This window comes from Hydrogenophaga sp. PML113, from assembly GCF_001777155.1.
Taxonomy (GTDB): Bacteria; Pseudomonadota; Gammaproteobacteria; order Burkholderiales; family Burkholderiaceae_C; genus Hydrogenophaga; species Hydrogenophaga borbori.
This window is the reverse complement of record NZ_MIYM01000002.1, coordinates 520,677-538,099: the sequence shown is the minus strand read 5'-3', so window position 1 is coordinate 538,099 and position 17,423 is coordinate 520,677. Positions and strand designations below refer to the sequence as shown.

Annotated in this window: 14 protein-coding genes; 6 read left to right on the top strand and 8 right to left on the bottom strand. The window is 68.9% G+C overall.

The features are described from left to right. Positions 1–129 precede the first annotated feature (129 nt). The 3 genes from BHU06_RS05900 to BHU06_RS05890 all read right to left on the bottom strand — a co-directional run bounded on the left by BHU06_RS05900 (position 130) and on the right by BHU06_RS05890 (position 2,997). Positions 130–1,425, bottom strand: a complete 1,296-nt coding sequence (locus BHU06_RS05900) for a TRAP transporter large permease (RefSeq protein ID WP_070398201.1) — start codon at positions 1,423–1,425, stop codon at positions 130–132. Further along, the gene (locus BHU06_RS05895) at positions 1,418–1,921 is read right to left on the bottom strand and encodes a TRAP transporter small permease (protein WP_070398200.1); all 504 of its coding nucleotides are present in this window, start codon (positions 1,919–1,921) and stop codon (positions 1,418–1,420) included. Before BHU06_RS05895 ends, BHU06_RS05900 begins: the two co-directional genes overlap by 8 nt. Before the next feature lie 110 nt (positions 1,922–2,031). Next, positions 2,032–2,997 carry a TRAP transporter substrate-binding protein gene (locus BHU06_RS05890; protein WP_070398199.1) on the bottom strand — a complete coding sequence of 322 codons (966 nt, stop codon included), beginning with the start codon at positions 2,995–2,997 and terminating at the stop codon, positions 2,032–2,034. A 91-nt stretch (positions 2,998–3,088) separates the two neighbouring features. On the opposite strand from BHU06_RS05890, the gene BHU06_RS05885 reads away from it, so the two are divergent. From BHU06_RS05885 to BHU06_RS05860, 6 genes are all read left to right on the top strand, one after another. Then, entirely contained in the window at positions 3,089–4,060 is a 972-nt protein-coding gene (locus BHU06_RS05885) for a LysR family transcriptional regulator (RefSeq protein ID WP_070398198.1), read from the top strand. Between the two features lie 153 nt (positions 4,061–4,213). After that, entirely contained in the window at positions 4,214–4,999 is a 786-nt protein-coding gene (locus BHU06_RS05880) for a putative hydro-lyase (protein WP_254668124.1), read from the top strand. Further along, entirely contained in the window at positions 4,996–5,964 is a 969-nt protein-coding gene (locus BHU06_RS05875; RefSeq protein WP_070398197.1) for a TRAP transporter substrate-binding protein, read from the top strand. The genes BHU06_RS05880 and BHU06_RS05875 overlap by 4 nt, the downstream gene beginning before the upstream one ends. Positions 5,965–6,063: 99 nt before the next feature. After that, on the top strand, positions 6,064–6,570 hold the full coding sequence (locus BHU06_RS05870) for a TRAP transporter small permease (protein ID WP_070398196.1): 507 nt from the start codon (positions 6,064–6,066) through the stop codon (positions 6,568–6,570). Positions 6,571–6,592: 22 nt separating this feature from the next. Then, positions 6,593–7,891: a TRAP transporter large permease gene (locus BHU06_RS05865; protein WP_070398195.1), complete on the top strand. Its 1,299-nt coding sequence runs from the start codon at positions 6,593–6,595 to the stop codon at positions 7,889–7,891. Positions 7,892–7,994: 103 nt separating this feature from the next. Then, positions 7,995–11,615, top strand: coding sequence for a hydantoinase B/oxoprolinase family protein (locus tag BHU06_RS05860; protein WP_070398194.1), 3,621 nt, complete (start codon positions 7,995–7,997; stop codon positions 11,613–11,615). On the opposite strand, the gene lapB is transcribed toward BHU06_RS05860, so the two are convergent. From lapB to BHU06_RS05835, 5 genes are all read right to left on the bottom strand, one after another. Then, positions 11,612–12,757, bottom strand: a complete 1,146-nt coding sequence (gene lapB / locus BHU06_RS05855; protein ID WP_070398193.1) for a lipopolysaccharide assembly protein LapB — start codon at positions 12,755–12,757, stop codon at positions 11,612–11,614. The genes BHU06_RS05860 and lapB overlap by 4 nt on opposite strands. After that, a complete protein-coding gene (locus BHU06_RS05850; protein WP_070398192.1) occupies positions 12,747–13,040 on the bottom strand; it encodes a lipopolysaccharide assembly LapA domain-containing protein in 294 nt (97 codons plus the stop codon). The genes lapB and BHU06_RS05850 overlap by 11 nt, the downstream gene beginning before the upstream one ends. A gap of 43 nt (positions 13,041–13,083) precedes the next feature. Next, complete coding sequence (locus BHU06_RS05845) at positions 13,084–13,407, bottom strand: integration host factor subunit beta (protein ID WP_070398191.1); 324 nt, start codon at positions 13,405–13,407, stop codon at positions 13,084–13,086. 10 nt (positions 13,408–13,417) lie between these two features. Next, positions 13,418–15,103: a 30S ribosomal protein S1 gene (gene rpsA, locus BHU06_RS05840; protein ID WP_070398190.1), complete on the bottom strand. Its 1,686-nt coding sequence runs from the start codon at positions 15,101–15,103 to the stop codon at positions 13,418–13,420. A 179-nt stretch (positions 15,104–15,282) separates the two neighbouring features. Then, positions 15,283–17,409 (bottom strand): bifunctional 3-phosphoshikimate 1-carboxyvinyltransferase/cytidylate kinase, encoded by a 2,127-nt coding sequence (locus BHU06_RS05835; RefSeq protein WP_070398189.1) that lies wholly within the window; start codon positions 17,407–17,409, stop codon positions 15,283–15,285. Between the last annotated feature and the right edge of the window lie 14 nt (positions 17,410–17,423).

The window sequence follows — 17,423 nt, the reverse complement described above, 5'->3', positions numbered from 1 at the left end:
CGCCGATGCGGCGCAAGCGTGATGCTTTGGTTGGCACTGTTGCGTCGATGGGGCGCGCCCGCCGCCGCGGCGACAAAGAAAAACCCGCTCACCGAACGGTGGCGGGTTGCCGATGGGAAAAGCCCGGGCCTACATCTGGGACGGCAGCCAGTTCACCAGTCCGGGGAACCAGTAGAGCAGCAGCACGGCGAACACCATGATGAGGAAGTAGGGCAGGCAGGCCGTCGCGATCCAGGTGATCTCGCGCCGCGTCATGCCTTGCAGCACGAAGAGGTTGAAGCCCACGGGCGGGGTGATCTGGGCCATCTCCACCACGATGACGATGAAGATGCCGAACCAGATCAGGTCGATGCCGGCGGCCTGCACGGTCGGCAGGATCACGCCCATGGTGAGCACGATCATGGAGATGCCGTCGAGGAAGCAGCCGAGCACGATGTAGAACACGGCCAGCGCGATCAGCAGCATGCCGGGCGTGAGGCCCAGGCCGCCGACCCATTCGGCCAGGTGCCGCGGCAGGCCGATGTAGCCCATGGACAGCGTGAGGAAGGCCGCGCCCGCCAGGATCAAGGCGATCATGCAGTACAGCCGCGTGGCGCCCAGCAGCGAGTCGCGAAAGCTCACCCAGTTGAGCGAGCCCTGCGAGGCCGAGAGGATGAGCGAGCCCACCACGCCGATGGCCGCCGCCTCGGTGGCGGTGGCGATGCCGCTGTAGATGGCGCCGATGACGCTGCCGATGAGCAGCACCACAGGGATCAGGTGGCGCGCCTCATGCAGCTTCTCGGCGAAGCTCAGCCGCGTGTCGGCGCTGGGCACCTTGTCGGGGTTGAGCAGGGCCCAGACCACGATGGCGCCGCTGAACAGGGCCGCCAGCACGATGCCGGGGATGACGCCGGCGACGAAGAGCTTGGCGATGGAGACCTCGGCCGCCACGCCGTACACGATCATGATGATCGAGGGCGGGATCAGCAGGCCCAGCGTGCTGGCGCCGCCAAGCGAGCCCACGATTTTTTCGGGCGGATAGCCGCGCCGCGTGAGTTCGGGGATGGTCATCTTGCCGATGGTGGCGCAGGTGGCCGCCGACGAGCCCGACACCGCCGCGAAGATGGTGCTGCCCAGGATGTTGGTGTGCAGCAGGCGCCCGGGCAGGGCGTTCACCCAGGGCGCCAGGCCTTTGAACATGCTCTCCGACAGCTTGGTGCGGAACAGGATCTCGCCCATCCACACGAACAGCGGCAGCGCGGTCAGTGTCCAGCTGCTGGCCGAGCCCCAGATGGTGAGCGCCATGGCGTCGCCCGCGGGGCGCGAGGAGAACAGCTCCATGCCGATCCAGGCCACGCCGGCGAGCGTGAGGCCGATCCACACGCCGCTGCCCAGCAGCAGGAACAGCGAGAGGATGAGCAGGCTGGTGACGACGAACTCATTCATGGCGCGTGTCCCCCTCGGCGCGCGAGCGCTGGCCGCGCCATTCGAGCACCCAGTCGTCCAGCAGCGCGATGAACAGCACCGTGCATCCCAGGCCCATGAGCACCTGGGGAATCCACAGCGGCGTGGCGTCGGCGGCGGTGGAGATGTCGTGGAAGGTGTTGGACTGCCACACCAGACGCCACGAGTACCAGGCCAGCGCGCCGCTCATGAGCACCGCCACCGACAGCGCCCAGAGCTCCAGGCCGCGCCGCGCGCCGCCGCGCAGCTTGCCGATGATCAGCGTGACGCGGATGTGCTCGTGGCTCTTGAGCGTGTGCGCCAGCGCCAGGAAGCCGGCGCCGGCCATGGCGTAGCCCGCGTAGGCGTCGGTGCCCGGCACGTAGAAGCCGGCGACTCGGCTCACGATGGACAGCAGCACCATCACCAGCACACCGATCATGAAGAGGGCGGCCAGCCAGCCGGCGCCCAGGTAGAGAGAGTCAAGCAGTTTGCGCATGAGGAACGGTGGTGGCGCCGCGAAGCCAGACCCAGGGCACCGAGGATCCGGCCGCGCCGGTCCTCAGGTGCCGCCCCCTCGAGGGGGTCGCGCGAAGCGCGGCGGGGGTGTTACTTCCTGTACGCGTCGATCAGTTGCTGGCCTTCGGGGCCGGCCTTCGACAGCCATTCCTGCAGCATGGTGGCGCCCACCTTCTGCAGGTCGGCCTTGAGCGCGGCCGAGGGCGGCTCCACCGCCATGCCATTGGCCTTGAGGGTGGCGAGCGTGTCGGTGTTGACCTTCTCGGAGGCCGCCCAGCCGCGCGCCTCGGCGTCGGCCGCCGCCTTCATGAGACCGTCGCGCGTGGCCTTGTCGAGCGCGTCGAAGGCCTTCTTGTTGGCGATGACGGCGTTCTTCGGCAACCAGGCCTGCACGTCGTAGTAGTACTTGAGGTGCTCGTAGAGCTTGCTGTCCACGCCGGTGGCGCCCGAGGTCATGTTGTTCTCGACCACGCCGGTGGCCAGGGCCTGCGACAGCTCGGCGGCCTGCACGGTGACGGGCTGCGCGCCCACCAGTTCGGCGATGCGCGAGGTGGCCGGGCTGTAGGCGCGCCACTTGCTGCCCTTGAGGTCGGCCGCGCTGGCCACGGGCTTCTTGCTGTACAGGCCCTGCGGCGGCCAGGCCACGGCATACAGCAGCACCATGCCCTGTTCGGCGAGCTTCTTCTCCAGGATGGGCTTCTGCGCGGCGTAGAGCTTCTTCGAATCGGCGTAGCTGGTGGCCAGGAAGGGGATGCCGTCCACGCCGAAAACCTGCCACTCGTTCTGGAAGGCCGTGAGCAAAATCTCGCCCGCCTGCGCCTGGCCGCCCTGCACGGCGCGCTTGATCTCCGGTGCCTTGAACAGCGAGGCGCCGGGGTGCACGGTGATCTTGAGCTTGCCGCCGGTGGCCTTGTCGACGTCGCTGGCGAAGCTGGCAAGATTGACCGAGTGGAAGTTGGTCGCCGGGTAGGCGGCGGGCAGGTCCCAGGCGGTCTGTGCCTGAGCGCTGGCGCTCAGTGCGAAGGCCGCGCCGGCCAGGGCAAGCTTGAAGTTCATGGTCGCTCCAGAAAGTTGAACGGATGACGAAGACGGGCAGCATAGTTGCAAAAGCCGGGCCAGGCCCGTCCGTATTTCCCCGGAGAAAACCATGAATCTGCGCTTCGTCGAGGCCTTCTATTGGGTGGCCACACTCAAGAGCGTGACGCGCGCGGCCGAGAAGCTTTTCCTGACGCAATCGGCCATGTCCAGCCGAATCGCCGCGCTGGAGGAGGAGCTGGGCGTGCTGCTGCTGGATCGGCGAGACAAGCAGTTCCGGCTGACCATGGCCGGCACGCGCTTCCTGGTCTACGCGCAGCGCTTGCTGGAGCTGCAACGCGAGGCCAAGGCCGAGATGGGCTCGGGCGATGCGTTGGCGGTGTCGCTGCGCATCGGCGCCATCGAGTCCGTGCTGCATGCCTGGCTGATCCCGTGGATGGAGCAGCTGCGCACCGAGAACCCGGCGCTGGAGCTGGAGTTGTCGGTCGAGACCACGCCGGTGCTGATCGAGCAGATGCGCCGCGGCACGCAGGACCTGGTGTTCACGGCGCTGCCGGCCACCACCGATGGCGTGCGCTCGCGCGCGCTGCCGTCGATGGAGATGGTGTTCGTGGGCAGCGCCAGCTTGCACCGGCGGCGCCGCTACTCGCTGCAGGAGCTGGCCGAGCTGGAACTGCTCACTTTCCAGCGCGGCTCGTTGCCGCACGTGGCCCTGCTGGAACTCTTTCGCGCGGCGCGCGTGGAGCCGCGGCGCGTGCACACCATCTCGTCCGTGTCGGCCATGCTGCAGATGGCGCAGGGTGGCTTCGGTGTGGCCACGCTGCCGCGCGAGGCGGTGCGGCACTTGTTCGTGGTGGCCGACCTGCGCGAGCTGCCCTGCGACGCGCGCCTGCAGCCGCTGCCTATCCATGCGAGCTACCGCAGCGACCCGTCCGCGCAAGCGGTGGAGACGGTGATGCGCTCGGCGCAGGCCTTCGTCGATGCCTGGAGCGGGTCGAACGACGGCACCGCATTGGGGCGGCCGCGCACAAAGACGCCGCAGAAAACGCCCCAGTCGAAGGCATCGAAAAAATCGATGAGATAAGCAAGAAAATTTTCGTTTGTGGAGGCCTCTGCCTCTGACCACAATCCGGCCCCAATGTGACGGGCTCGTCACGAACACAAAGGACCGGAGGCAAACGCAGTGGGATTCCTGGACGACCTGGCGACGCGGCGAATCGATGCCGATGCGCAAGCCTTGGCCCGCCGCGTGCGCGGCGCCATTCGCCGCGGCGAATGGACGAACCACACCAGCGGCCTGGCCGACGAACTCGTGCAGGGCAACGTGGTGATCCTGCCGCAGGCGCTGGCGGACGATTTCCTGCTCTTCTGCCAACGCAACCCCAAGCCCTGCCCGCTGCTGGCGGTGGGGCGGCCGGGCGATCCTTCCCTGCCCGGTTTGGGGGAGGGCATCGACATCCGCAGCGACATGCCGCGCTACCGCGTCTGGCGCGACGGCGAACTGGTCGACGAGCCAACAGACATCGCCGACGTCTGGCGGGACGATCTCGTGACTTTCGTGATCGGGTGTTCGTTCTCGTTCGAGCAGGCGCTGATGAACGCTGGCATGCGGCTGCGCCATGTGGACGAAGGCCGCAACGTGGCCATGTACCGAAGCCGTCTGGCCACCGCGCCGGCCGGGCCGTTCGCGGGCCCCATGGTGGTGAGCATGCGCCCGTTCAAGGTGGCCGACGCGGCGCGCGCGGTGGAGATCACCTCGCGCTTTCCCGACGTGCACGGCGCGCCGGTGCATGTGGGCGACCCCGCGGCCATCGGCATCCAGGACCTTTCGCGGCCCGACTACGGCGAGGCCGTGGCGGTGCTGCCCGACGAGGTGCCCGTGTTCTGGGCCTGCGGGGTCACGCCCCAAGCGGCGATCGCCCAGGCCCGCCTCCCGTTCTGCATCACGCACGCCCCGGGCGCGATGCTGATCACCGACCTTCTCAACCAGCAACTCGCGAGCGAACAAGGAGAACGACCATGATCAAGACAACCATCGGCCTGTGCGCCCTGGCCCTGGCTGGCGCGGCGCATGCGCAAACCCGGTGGGATCTGCCCAGCGGCTACGGCGCCAACACCTTCCAGGTGCAGAACCTGCAGCAGTTCGCCAACGACGTGGACAAGGCCACGGGGGGCAAGCTCAAGATCACCCTGCACGCGGGCGGATCGCTCTACAAGGCCAACGAGATCAAACGCGCGGTGCAGACCGCGCAGACGCCGATCGGCGAGTTCATCCTCTCCGGCGCGGCCAACGAGAACCCGCTGTTCGGGGTGGACTCGGTGCCCTTTCTGGCCACGGGCTACGAGCAATCGCGCCGCCTGTACCAGGCGGCCAAAGGCGCTCAGGAGAAGCTGCTGGCCCAGCAGGGCCTGAAGGTGCTGTTCTCGGTGCCTTGGCCCGGCCAGTCGCTGTACTCGATCAAGCCCGTGAACTACGCGTCCGACCTAGAGGGCACCAAGATGCGCGCCTACAACCCGGCCACCACGCGCATCGCCCAGCTGCTCAAGGCGCAGCCCGTGACGATCCAGCTCGCCGAGCTGCCGCAGGCCCTGGCCACGGGCGCGGTGCAGAACTTCCTCACCTCCAGCGCCAGCGGCGTGGAGAGCAAGCTTCACGAGCAGGTGAAGCACTTCTACCCGGTGTCGGCCTGGCTGCCGCGCAATGTGACGGTGGTGAACCTCAAGGACTTCAACGCGCTGGACAAGGCCACGCAGAACGCGCTGACCACGGCGGCGGCGCAGGCGGAGGCGCGCGGCTGGGCCCTGAGCGAGAAGCTCGACAGCGAATACATCGGTCAGTTGAAGGCCGCCGGCATGTCGATCAGCCAGCCGAGCGATGACATGAAGAAGGCGCTGGCGTCGATCGGCGAGACCATGACCGCCGAGTGGATCAAGGCCGCGGGTCCCGAGGGGCAGGCCATCGTCGACGCGTACCGCAAACAGCCCTGAGCCGATTCGCGCACGGCGGGGCCCGGCCCGCGCAGGCCGCCTCGTCCCGCCGACGGCGCTTTCTTCCTTCCTTTCTTTGAACCGATGCCGGAGGGCTCGATGGATGCGTTCGTCCGTACTGTTCATCGCTGGCTGCTTGCGCTCTCGTGTGTGGGCATGCTCGCGGCTTTCGTCTCCGTCTCGCTGGGCATCCTGGCGCGCCTCTTGCGCTGGGACATCGCCGGGCTGGACGCCTACGCGGGCTACGCGATCGCCGCTTCGCTGTTCCTGGCCCTGCCGGCCACGCTGCTGCGCGGCGAGCACATCCGCGTGACGCTGGTGTTGGAGCGTCTGCCCGCCCGGGGGCGCGCCGCCCTGGAGTGGTGGTGCCTGCTCGCGGGCACGGCGCTGTCGCTCTACCTGAGCTGGTACGCGGCGCGCCTGGTGTGGGTCTCTCGCGTGACGCACGACGTCTCGCCTGGCGCCGACGTGACGCCGCTGTGGATCCCGCAGATCGCCATGGCCGTGGGCTGCGTGGGCCTGGCACTGGCGTTCCTGCAGGTGCTGCTGCACCGCTGGCGGGGCGCCGATCTGCTGGCGTCGGGCGCGGCCGCCCGCACCGAATGAATCCACCAAAGGAGCCACTGTCATGGAAGCCGTGATCGCATTGACCCTCATCGTGCTGTTGTTCGCCGTGCTCGGGTCGGGCCTGTGGATCGGCCTGTCGCTGTTGGGCGTGGCCCTGGTGGGCATGGAGCTGTTCACCCAACGCCCGGTGGGCGACAGCATGGCGCTCACCGTGTGGGGTTCCACCTCGAGTTGGACGCTGACCGCCTTGCCGCTGTTTCTGTGGATGGGCGAGATTCTGTTTCGCAGCAAGCTGTCCAACGACATGTTCAAGGGCCTGGCGCCCTGGCTCAACTGGCTGCCCGGCCGCCTGCTGCACACCAATGTGGTGGGGTGCGCGATCTTCGCGGCCATTTCAGGCTCGTCGGCCGCTACCTGCGCCACCATCGGCAAGATCACACTGCCCGAACTGAAGAAGCGAGGCTACCCGGACGCTCAAGCCATTGGCACCCTGGCGGGCGCGGGAACGCTGGGCTTGTTGATCCCGCCCTCGATCATCATGATCGTCTACGGTGTGGCGGCGAACGTGTCGATCGCCAAGCTGTTCCTGGCGGGCGTGGTGCCGGGTGTGGTGCTGGCCCTGCTGTTCAGCGGCTACATCGTGGTCTGGTCTTTGCTCAACCGCGAGCGCCTGCCCGGCAAGGAACCGGCAACCTCTCTGCGGCACAAGCTTCACGCCTCCCGCCATCTGATTCCGGTGGTCACGCTGATCGCGCTGGTGCTGGGCGGCATCTACAGCGGCATCGCCACCGCCACCGAAGCGGCAGCGCTTGGCGTGGCGGGCTCTCTGGTGCTCTCGCGCCTGGAGGGCTCGCTGAACTGGGAGAGCTTTCGCGAAGGCCTGGTGGCGGCCTGCCGCACGTACTGCATGATCGGTTTGATTCTGGCGGGCGCGGCCTTTCTCACGCTGGCCATGGGCTTCATCGGCCTGCCGCGCCAGGTGGCCGAGTTCATTGGCGGCCTGCAGCTGTCTCCCTTCGCGCTGATGCTGCTGCTGGTGCTGTTCTTCATCGTGCTGGGCTGCTTTCTCGATGGCATCTCGATGGTGGTCCTGACCATCGCCGTGCTGCTGCCCACGGTGCAGGCGGCGGGCTTCGACCTCATCTGGTTCGGCATCTTCATCGTGCTGGTGGTGGAGATGGCGCAGATCACACCACCGGTGGGCTTCAACCTCTTCGTTCTGCAGGGGCTGACGCAGCGCGAGGTGACCTGGATCGCGCGCACGGCGCTGCCGCTGTTCACGCTGATGATGGCCGCCGTTCTGCTGACCTACGTGCTGCCCGAGCTGGCGCTCTGGCTGCCCTCGCGCATGCAAGGCTGAGACCCGGCCTGGCACGCGACTCGCTACGATCCGCGGGATGGCTTCCCGCGTGGACGCGGCTTTCCTCCCTGTTTCCCTTTCACGGCGCACGCGCCCCACCGACATGACCTCAACGCAAGACCCCCGCTGGCAGTTCTGGATCGACCGCGGCGGCACCTTCACCGACATCGTGGCCAAGCGGCCCGACGGCACGCTCACCACGCACAAGCTGCTGTCCGAAAACCCCGAGCAATACCGCGACGCGGCGGTCGCGGGCATCCGCCACCTGCTGAACCTCAAGCCCGGCGAGCCGGTGACGCCCCGTCAGGTGGCCTGCGTGAAGATGGGCACGACCGTGGCCACCAACGCGCTGCTGGAGCGCAAGGGCGAGCCCACGCTGCTGGTCACCACGCGCGGCTTCCGCGACGCGCTGCGCATTGCCTACCAGAACCGCCCGCGCCTGTTCGACCGCCACATCGTCCTGCCTGAGCTGCTCTACAGCCGCGTGATCGAGGCACAGGAGCGCGTCGGGGCGCACGGCGAGCTGATCGAGGCGCTGGACGAGGCGCACCTGCGCGAGCGCCTGTGGGCCGCCTTTGATGCCGGCCTGCGCAGCGTGGCCATCGTCTTCATGCACGGCTACCGCTACACCGCCCACGAGGCCGCGGCCGCGCGGCTGGCCAGGGAGATCGGCTTCACGCAGGTCAGCACCTCGCACGAAACCAGCCCGATGATGAAGTTCGTGAGCCGGGGCGACACCACGGTGGTGGACGCCTACCTCTCGCCCATCCTGCGCCGCTACGTGGACCAGGTGGCGAGCGAGATGCCCGGCGTGCCGCTGTTCTTCATGCAGAGCAGCGGCGGCCTGACCGACGCGCACCGCTTCCAGGGCAAGGACGCCATCCTCTCGGGCCCGGCGGGCGGCATCGTGGGCATGGCCCGCACAGCCACCCTGGCTGGACACGACAAGGTGATCGGCTTCGACATGGGCGGTACCTCCACCGACGTGTCGCACTACGCGGGTGCCTTCGAGCGCGAGTTCGAGACCCAGGTGGCTGGCGTGCGCATGCGCGCGCCCATGATGAGCATCCACACCGTGGCGGCCGGCGGTGGCTCCATCCTCAGCTTCGACGGCTCGCGCTTTCGCGTCGGCCCCGAGAGCGCAGGCGCCAACCCCGGCCCCGCGAGCTACCGCCGCGGCGGTCCGCTGGCCGTGACGGACGCCAACGTGATGCTCGGCAAGATCCAGCCCGCCCACTTTCCGAAGGTCTTCGGTCCGCAGGCCAACGAGGCCCTGAGCGCCGAGGCCGTGCGCGAGAAGTTCGACGCGCTCGCGCGCGACACCGGCCGCACGGCCGAGGACGTGGCCGAGGGTTTCATCCGCATCGCCGTGCAGCAGATGGCCAACGCGATCAAGAAGATCTCGGTGGCGCGCGGCTACGACGTGACGCGCTACACCCTGCAGTGCTTCGGTGGCGCGGGCGGCCAGCACGCCTGCCTGGTGGCCGACGCGCTCGGCATGGGCCGCGTGTTCGTGCACCCGCTGGCGGGCGTGCTGAGCGCCTATGGCATGGGCCTGGCCGATCAGAACGTGATCAAGGAGCAGGCGGTGGAGCGCGTGCTGGAGGCCGGCGCGCTCGACGCCATCGCCGGGCAGCTCGAGGCGCTGGCCCAGGCGGCGGGCGAGGAGCTGCGCGCCCAGCAGGTGAGCCAGGGCGAGGTGCAAATGCACCGCCGCGTGCACGTGCGCTACGAGGGCAGCGACGCCGCGCTCATCGTGCCCTTCGGCGAGCTGGCCGCCATCGAGTCGGCCTTCGAGGCGGCCTACCGCCAGCGCTTCGCCTTCCTCATGCCGGGCAAGCGCCTGATCGCCGAGGCGGTGTCGGTGGAGGCCGTGGTGGCGGGCGACGCGCCCGCCGAGCCGCGCCACGCCCTGCACGAGCCGCGCGAGGTGCCGCGCCGCGACACGGTCAGGCTGTACGCCGAGGGCCAGTGGCAGGACGCCGCCCTGGTGGTGCGCGAGGACCTGCGCCCGGGCGACGTCATCCCCGGCCCGGCCATCATCGCCGAGAAGAACGCCACCACCGTGGTGGAGCCGGGCTGGGAGGCCCAGCTCACCGCGCTGGACCACCTCGTGCTGGAGCGGCGCGTGCCGCGCGCGGCGCGCCACGCCGTGGGCACCACGGTAGACCCGGTGCTGCTGGAGGTATTCAACAACCTGTTCATGAACATCGCCGAGCAGATGGGTCTGCAGCTGCAGAACACCGCCTACTCGGTGAACATCAAGGAGCGGCTGGACTTCTCCTGCGCGCTGTTCGACGCCGAGGGCAACCTGATCGCCAACGCGCCGCACATGCCGGTGCACCTGGGCTCGATGGGTGAGAGCATCAAGACCGTGATCCGAAAGAACGCGGGCCGCATGCAACCGGGTGACGTGTACGTGCTCAACGACCCGTACCACGGCGGCACCCACCTGCCCGACGTGACGGTGATCACGCCGGTCTACATCGGCGGCGCCGACCAGCCGACCTTCTATGTGGGCTCGCGCGGCCACCACGCCGACATCGGCGGCACCACGCCGGGCTCCATGCCGCCGTTCTCCACGCGCATCGAGGAAGAGGGCGTGCAGATCGACAACGTGAAGCTGGTGGAGGGCGGGCGCCTGCGCGAGGCCGAGATGGTCGCGCTGCTGCAGAGCGGCGAGTACCCCAGCCGCAACCCGCAGCAGAATATGGCGGACCTGAAGGCGCAGATCGCCGCCAACGAGAAGGGCGTGCAGGAGCTGCGCAAGATGGTCGAGCAGTTCGGCCTGGACGTGGTGCAGGCCTACATGCGCCACGTGCAGGACAACGCCGAGGAATCGGTGCGCCGCGTGATCACGCGCCTGAAGAACGGCCAGTTCACCCTGCCGCTGGACAACGGCGCGCAGATCCAGGTGGCGGTGCGCGTGAACGCGGCGCAGCGCAGCGCGTGCATCGACTTCACCGGCACCAGCCCGCAGCAGACCAACAACTTCAACGCGCCCACGGCGGTGTGCATGGCGGCGGTGCTGTACGTGTTCCGCACGCTGGTGGACGACGACATTCCGCTCAACGCGGGCTGCCTCAAGCCCCTTGAAGTCATCATCCCGCCGGGTTGCATGCTCAACCCAAACCCCCCAGCCTCGGTGGTGGCCGGCAACGTAGAGACCTCCACCTGCATCACCAACGCGCTGTACGGCGCGCTGGGGGCGATGGCGGCGAGCCAGTGCACGATGAACAACTTCACCTTCGGCAATGCGCGCCACCAGTACTACGAGACGATCTCCGGCGGCAGCGGCGCGGGCGGCGTGACGGACGAAGCGGGCCGGCTGGTGGATGGGTTCAACGGCACGTCGGTGGTGCAGACGCACATGACCAACTCGCGCATGACGGACCCCGAGGTGCTGGAGTTCCGCTTCCCGGTGCGGCTGGAGAGCTACCAGATCCGCCAGGGCTCGGGTGGTGCGGGGCGCTGGCATGGCGGCGACGGGGGCGTGCGCCGCGTGCGCTTCCTGGAGCCCATGACGGCGAGCATCCTGTCCAACGGGCGCGTTCACCCCTCGTTCGGCATGGCCGGTGGCCAGCCGGGGGCGCTGGGCATCAACCGCGTGGTGCGCGCCGACGGGCGCACGGAAGAGCTCAAGCACATCGGCCAGGCCGAGATGGCCGCGGGCGACATCTTCGAGATCCACACGCCGGGTGGCGGCGGGTACGGGCAGGCCTAGAGCTCTTCCACGCGGCGCGCCGGGTAGCTGTCCCAGGCCTGGCAGCCCGGGCACTGCCAGAAGTGCTGGCGCGCCTCGAAGCCGCAGGCCGCGCAGCGGTAGCGCCGCAGCGGGCCGCTGGCGTGCTCCAGCGCGCGCTGCACGCTGGACTGGGCCTGCGGGTTGGAGAGGGTCTCGCCCGCCAGCCACTGGCTGGCGATCACGAGCGAGGGCTCGGCTTCCAGGTGGCGCAGGTACATGCCGCGCGCGCCCTCGGGCTGCGGCGCCAAGCGGGCCAGGGCCTCGGTCACATCGATGGAGGGCGCGCGCGCCTGGGCGTTGCCCAGGGCGCGCAGCACGGGGTCGGTGCGGCCGGTCTGCTGGGCCAGCTCGGCCATGGCGCGCGCGGCCAGCGGCAGGGCGGCGGGCGCCTGCTCGGCCAGGGCCAGCAGGTCGTCCAGGGCGCCGGCCGCGTCGCCCTGCTGGCTGCGCAGGGCCGAGCGCGCCATCCAGCCGCGCGCCAGCGTGGGCGCGCGCCGCACGGCCTCATCGAGCAGGGCACGCACGCGCTCGGCCTGGCCCTCGCGGTGCGCGAGCTCGGCCAGTTCGCACAGGTAGTGCGCCACGCGCGTGGTGAAGGCGCCGTGCTCCGCCGAGTCGAGCTTTTCGGCAATGGCGCGGGCCTGCGCCCAGTCGCGCGAGCGTTCGTAGATGCCCAGCAGCGCCAGGCGCGCCTCGTTCTCGAAGGCCGTGCCTTCCAGTTTGCTCAGCGCCGACTCGGCGCGGTCGAGCAGGCCGGCCTTGAGGAAATCGAGCGCCAGCGCGTGCTGGGCGCGGTCGCGCTCCTTGCGGTTGAGGTCGGCCCGCGAGAGCAGGTGTTCGTGCACGCGCACGGCGCGGTCGTAGTCGCCGCGGCGGCGGAACAGGTTGCCCAGGGCGAAGTGCAGCTCGGTGGTGTCGGGGTCGCCCTGCACGGCCTCGATGAAGGCGTCGATGGCCTGGTCCTGCTGTTCGTTGAGCAGGTGGTTCAGGCCGCGGAAATAGGCCTTGGGCGCCTGCCGGCCTTCGATGCGCCACTGGCGCAGGTCCAGGCGCGAGGCCACCCAGCCCAGCGCGAAAGCCACCGGCAGGCCCCAGAGCAGCCAGGTCAGGTCAAAGTCCATGCCGGCGATCGACGGGGTCTTGTGGCATCAGCGTGGTTTCGCTGCCGAACAGGGTGGTGTTGCCGCGCTGGCGGTGCCGGCGGGCGCGCAGCCACAGCGGCAGCATCACGATGACACCGAGGAACACGCCGATGAGCAGCACCAGCAGCAGCACCAGCACCAGCGGTGCCTCCCAGCTGTGGCCGAAGAACAGCTTGAGCGTGACGCTGTCCTGGTTGTTCAGCGCGAAGGCGAAGAGGACAAAAAAAATGGCCGCGTTGAGCAGCCACATGAGGTACTTCAAAACATCCCCTCAAGTGGTGGGGGACGATTGTAGCGAGGGGGTATCAGCCGGTGCGTCGCTGGTCCTCGTGCTGCTGCATGAGGGCGGTGCGTTCGTCGACCTGCTCGCGCAAGGCCTTGCCGGGCTTGAAGTGGGGCACGCGCTTCTCGGGAATCATCACGCTCTCGCCCGAACGCGGGTTGCGTCCGATGCGAGGCGAGCGGCGATTGACCGAGAAACTGCCGAAGCCCCGGATCTCGATGCGGTGGCCCTTCACCAGGGCATCGCCCATGGCGTCGAGGATCGCCTTGACGGCGAACTCGGCATCGCGGTGGGTGAGCTGGCCGAACCGGGCGGCCAGGGCTTCGACAAGATCGCTGCGGGTCATTGGACGCGGATCAGCGGCCGTTGCTGCTGTTGTCCAGCTTGGCGCGCAGCAGGGCGCCCAGGCTGGTGGTGCCGGCATTGCCCGCGCTCTGGCTCAGGTTGGCCATGGCTTCCTGCGCGTCGGCGTTGTCCTTGGCTTTGATCGACAGCTGGATGTTGCGCGTCTTGCGGTCGACGTTGACCACCACGGCCGAGACCTCGTCGCCTTCCTTGAGCACGTTGCGGGCGTCTTCCACGCGGTCGCGGCTGATTTCCGAGGCACGCAGGTAGCCGAGCACGTCTTCGCCGAGGTCGATTTCGGCGCCCTTGGCGTCCACGGTCTTGACCTTGCCGGTCACGACGGAGCCCTTGTCGTTCACCGATACGAAGGTGGTGAACGGGTCGCCGTCGAGCTGCTTGATGCCCAGGCTGATGCGCTCGCGCTCGACGTCGATGGCGAGCACCACGGCCTCGACTTCCTGGCCCTTCTTGTAGTTGCGCACGGCTTGTTCGCCGGCTTCGTTCCAGGACAGGTCGGACAGGTGCACCAGGCCGTCGATGCCGGCGGCCAGGCCGACGAACACGCCGAAGTCGGTGATCGACTTGATCGGGCCCTTGACGCGGTCGCCGCGCTTGGTCTGCTCGGCGAATTCGTGCCAGGGGTTGGCGCGGCACTGCTTCATGCCCAGGGAGATGCGGCGCTTGTCTTCGTCGATGTCGAGGACCATGACCTCGACCTCGTCACCCAGCGACACCAGCTTGGACGGGGCCACGTTCTTGTTGGTCCAGTCCATTTCGGAGACGTGCACCAGGCCTTCGATGCCCGGCTCGAGTTCCACGAACGCGCCGTAGTCGGCGATGTTCGTGACCTTGCCGAACATGCGGGTGCCCTGCGGGTAGCGGCGGCTCACGCCCAGCCAGGGGTCGTCGCCCATCTGCTTGAGGCCCAGCGAGACGCGCTGCTTCTCGGTGTCGAACTTGAGGATCTTGGCCGTGATTTCCTGGCCGGCCTGCACCACCTCGCTGGGGTGGCGCACGCGGCGCCAGGCCATGTCGGTGATGTGCAGCAGGCCGTCGATGCCGCCGAGGTCGACGAACGCACCGTACTCGGTGATGTTCTTGACCACGCCGTGCACGATGGCGCCTTCCTTCAGGGTTTCCATCAGCTTGGCGCGCTCTTCGCCCATGGAGGCTTCCACCACGGCGCGGCGGCTCAGCACCACGTTGTTGCGCTTGCGGTCGAGCTTGATGACCTTGAATTCCAGGGTCTTGTTCTCGTAGGGGGTGAGGTCCTTGGTGGGACGGCTGTCGACCAGCGAGCCCGGCAGGAAGGCGCTGATGCCGTTGACCATGACCTTGAGGCCGCCCTTGACCTTGCTGGTGGTGGTGCCGGTGACGAATTCGCCCGACTCCAGGGCCTTTTCCAGGGCCATCCACGAGGCCAGGCGCTTGGCCTTGTCGCGCGACAGCAGGGTGTCGCCGAAGCCGTTCTCGACGGAGTCGATGGCGACGGACACGAAGTCGCCGACCTGCACTTCGAGTTCGCCTTGGTCGTTCTTGAATTCGGACAGCGGGACGTAGGCTTCCGACTTCAGACCGGCGTTGACCACCACGTGGTTGTGTTCGATGCGAACGACCTCGGCGGTGATGACTTCGCCCGCGCGCATTTCGGCGCGCTTGAGGGACTCTTCAAAGAGGGCGGCAAAAGATTCAGACATTGGGTTTTCCTGAAACCGCTTGGTGTCGGCGCACGGAGGCCCGCAGGGGGCGGCGCGGGTGACGACGGGTGGGCGGTGTAGCGTTGTGCCGTGTGGAACACGGCGGGTTGGTTGACGATCCCTGGGACCTGCGGACGGGGAACATCCGGCGGGGTCTTCGGGGCCTGGGGGTGGCTTGCTCAGCGGACCGGGAAAGCCTGTTGGCCGTGCCAGCGTTTCAACACGAATTGCACCGATTGCTCGATGTCCAGTTCGGAGTTGTCCAGCAGCACCGCGTCTTCGGCCGGCTTCAGGGGAGCGTGCGCGCGGTTCATGTCGCGAGCGTCGCGCGCCTTGAGGTCGGCCAGAAGGTCGTCGAGTATAGCCGGTATTCCCTTTGAAATCAATTGCTTATGGCGGCGCTGGGCGCGCTGCTCGGCGCTGGCCGTGAGGTAGATCTTCAGCGGGGCGCCGGGGAAGATGACGGTGCCCATGTCGCGGCCGTCGGCCACCAGGCCGGGCAGGTGGCGCATCTGCAGTTGCAGGTCGACCAGGGCGGCGCGCACCTGGGGCACGGCCGAGACGCGCGAGGCCGCCATGCCGGCGGGTTCGGCGCGCAGGGCTTCGGTGACGTCCTCGCCTTCCAGCCAGGTCTTGCCGGGGGTGAAGCGCACGTCCAGGCCGGCGGCCAGGCGGCCCAGGCGCTCGGCATGGGCGGGCTCGCGCAGGTCGGCTTCGGTGGTGGACAGGCCCTCGCGCTCGGCCGCCAGGCCCACCAGGCGGTACAGGGCGCCGGAGTCGAGCAGGTGGTAGCCCAGGCGCGAGGCCAGCTCGGCCGCCAGCGTGCCCTTGCCGGAGGCGGTGGGGCCGTCGATGCAGATGACGGGGATGCGCTCGGCCGGCGTGTGGCAGACGCCGAACAGGGTTTCGAAGTAGTCGGGGAAGGTCTTGCCCACGCACTTGGGGTCTTCGATGCGCACCGGCAGGCCGGCCGGGTTGAAGGCCGCGAGCGAGAAGCACATGGCGACGCGGTGGTCGTCGTAGGTGTGGATGCTGGCCCGCCGCCATCCGTAGGCCCCCACGCTCCCCACTGCGTGTGGTTCGCTACCCTCCGAGGGCGCTGCCCCGCCTTGGGGCGTCCCGGCGGCGGGGCCCGCGGGCGGCGTGACGCGAATGAAGTCCGCGCCTTCTTCGATGGTGGCGCCGAGCTTGCGGCCTTCGATGGCCATGGCGGCGATGCGGTCGGTTTCCTTCACGCGCCAGCTGGCGATGTTGCGCAGCGTGGTGGTGCCGTCGGCGTAGAGCGCCATCACGGCCAGGGTCATGGCCGCGTCGGGGATGTGGTTGCAGTCGAGGTCGATGGCCTTGAGCGGCCAGGCGCCGCGGCGCACGCGCAGGCGGTTGCCGTCGCCCTCGACCTCGGCGCCCATGAGCCGCGCGGCCTCGATGAAGCGGATGTCGCCCTGGATGGAGTCCGTGCCCACGCCTTCGATCACGACGCCGTCGGTCCCCGGTGTGGCAGGCGCGATCGCGCCCAGCGCGATGAAGTAGCTGGCCGAGGAGGCGTCGGCCTCGACGGCGATGCGCCCCGGCGAGGCGTAGCGGCTGCCGCGCGGGATGGTGAAACGTTGCCAGCCCTCGCGCCGCACATCCACGCCGAAGCGCTGCAGCAGCTTGAGCGTGATCTCGATGTAGGGCTTGGAAATGAGCTCGGTGGTGACCTCGATCACCGCGTCGCGCTCCTGCGCCACCAGCGGCAGCGCGAGCAGCAGGGCGGTGAGGAACTGGCTGGAGACGTCGCCGCGCACGCGGATGGGCCCGTCCAGGCGCAGCGGGTGCGTGCTGCCGTCGCCCAGGCGCAGCGGTGGGTAGCCTTCGTTCTGCAGGCAGGCCACCGGGCAGCCGAGTTGGCGCAGGGCGTCGACCAGGTCGCCGATGGGGCGCTCGTGCATGCGCGGCACGCCGGACAGCTCGAAGCGTGCGCCCTGGGCCGTGGCCAGGAGCGACAGCGCGGCCGTCAGCGGGCGCATGGCGGTCCCGGCGTTGCCCAGGAAGAGGGCGGCCTCGCGCACCGGCAGCCGCCCGCCCAGGCCCTGCACGCGCACGCTGGCCGGGCCGGTCTCTTCGATGGTGCAGCCCAGCTGGCGCAGGGCCGCGAGCATCACGCGCGTGTCGTCGGAGTCGAGCAGGTCCTCGACCAGGGTGGGGCCGTCGCTGAGCGCGGCCAGCAGCAGCACGCGGTTGGAGATGCTCTTGGAGCCCGGCAGGCGCACGCGGCCGCCGGCGCTGATGAGGGAAGGGAGGTCGAGGCTGGGGATGTCGAACATGCGCGGTCGGCGGC

Coding starts and splice junctions, on each gene's coding strand:
- BHU06_RS05900 (WP_070398201.1), bottom strand. CDS start 1,425: ATGAATGAGTTCGTCGTCACCAGCCTGCTCATCCTCTCGCTGTTCCTG.
- BHU06_RS05895 (WP_070398200.1), bottom strand. CDS start 1,921: ATGCGCAAACTGCTTGACTCTCTCTACCTGGGCGCCGGCTGGCTGGCC.
- BHU06_RS05890 (WP_070398199.1), bottom strand. CDS start 2,997: ATGAACTTCAAGCTTGCCCTGGCCGGCGCGGCCTTCGCACTGAGCGCC.
- BHU06_RS05885 (WP_070398198.1), top strand. CDS start 3,089: ATGAATCTGCGCTTCGTCGAGGCCTTCTATTGGGTGGCCACACTCAAG.
- BHU06_RS05875 (WP_070398197.1), top strand. CDS start 4,996: ATGATCAAGACAACCATCGGCCTGTGCGCCCTGGCCCTGGCTGGCGCG.
- BHU06_RS05870 (WP_070398196.1), top strand. CDS start 6,064: ATGGATGCGTTCGTCCGTACTGTTCATCGCTGGCTGCTTGCGCTCTCG.
- BHU06_RS05865 (WP_070398195.1), top strand. CDS start 6,593: ATGGAAGCCGTGATCGCATTGACCCTCATCGTGCTGTTGTTCGCCGTG.
- BHU06_RS05860 (WP_070398194.1), top strand. CDS start 7,995: ATGACCTCAACGCAAGACCCCCGCTGGCAGTTCTGGATCGACCGCGGC.
- lapB (WP_070398193.1), bottom strand. CDS start 12,757: ATGGACTTTGACCTGACCTGGCTGCTCTGGGGCCTGCCGGTGGCTTTC.
- BHU06_RS05845 (WP_070398191.1), bottom strand. CDS start 13,407: ATGACCCGCAGCGATCTTGTCGAAGCCCTGGCCGCCCGGTTCGGCCAG.
- rpsA (WP_070398190.1), bottom strand. CDS start 15,103: ATGTCTGAATCTTTTGCCGCCCTCTTTGAAGAGTCCCTCAAGCGCGCC.
- BHU06_RS05835 (WP_070398189.1), bottom strand. CDS start 17,409: ATGTTCGACATCCCCAGCCTCGACCTCCCTTCCCTCATCAGCGCCGGC.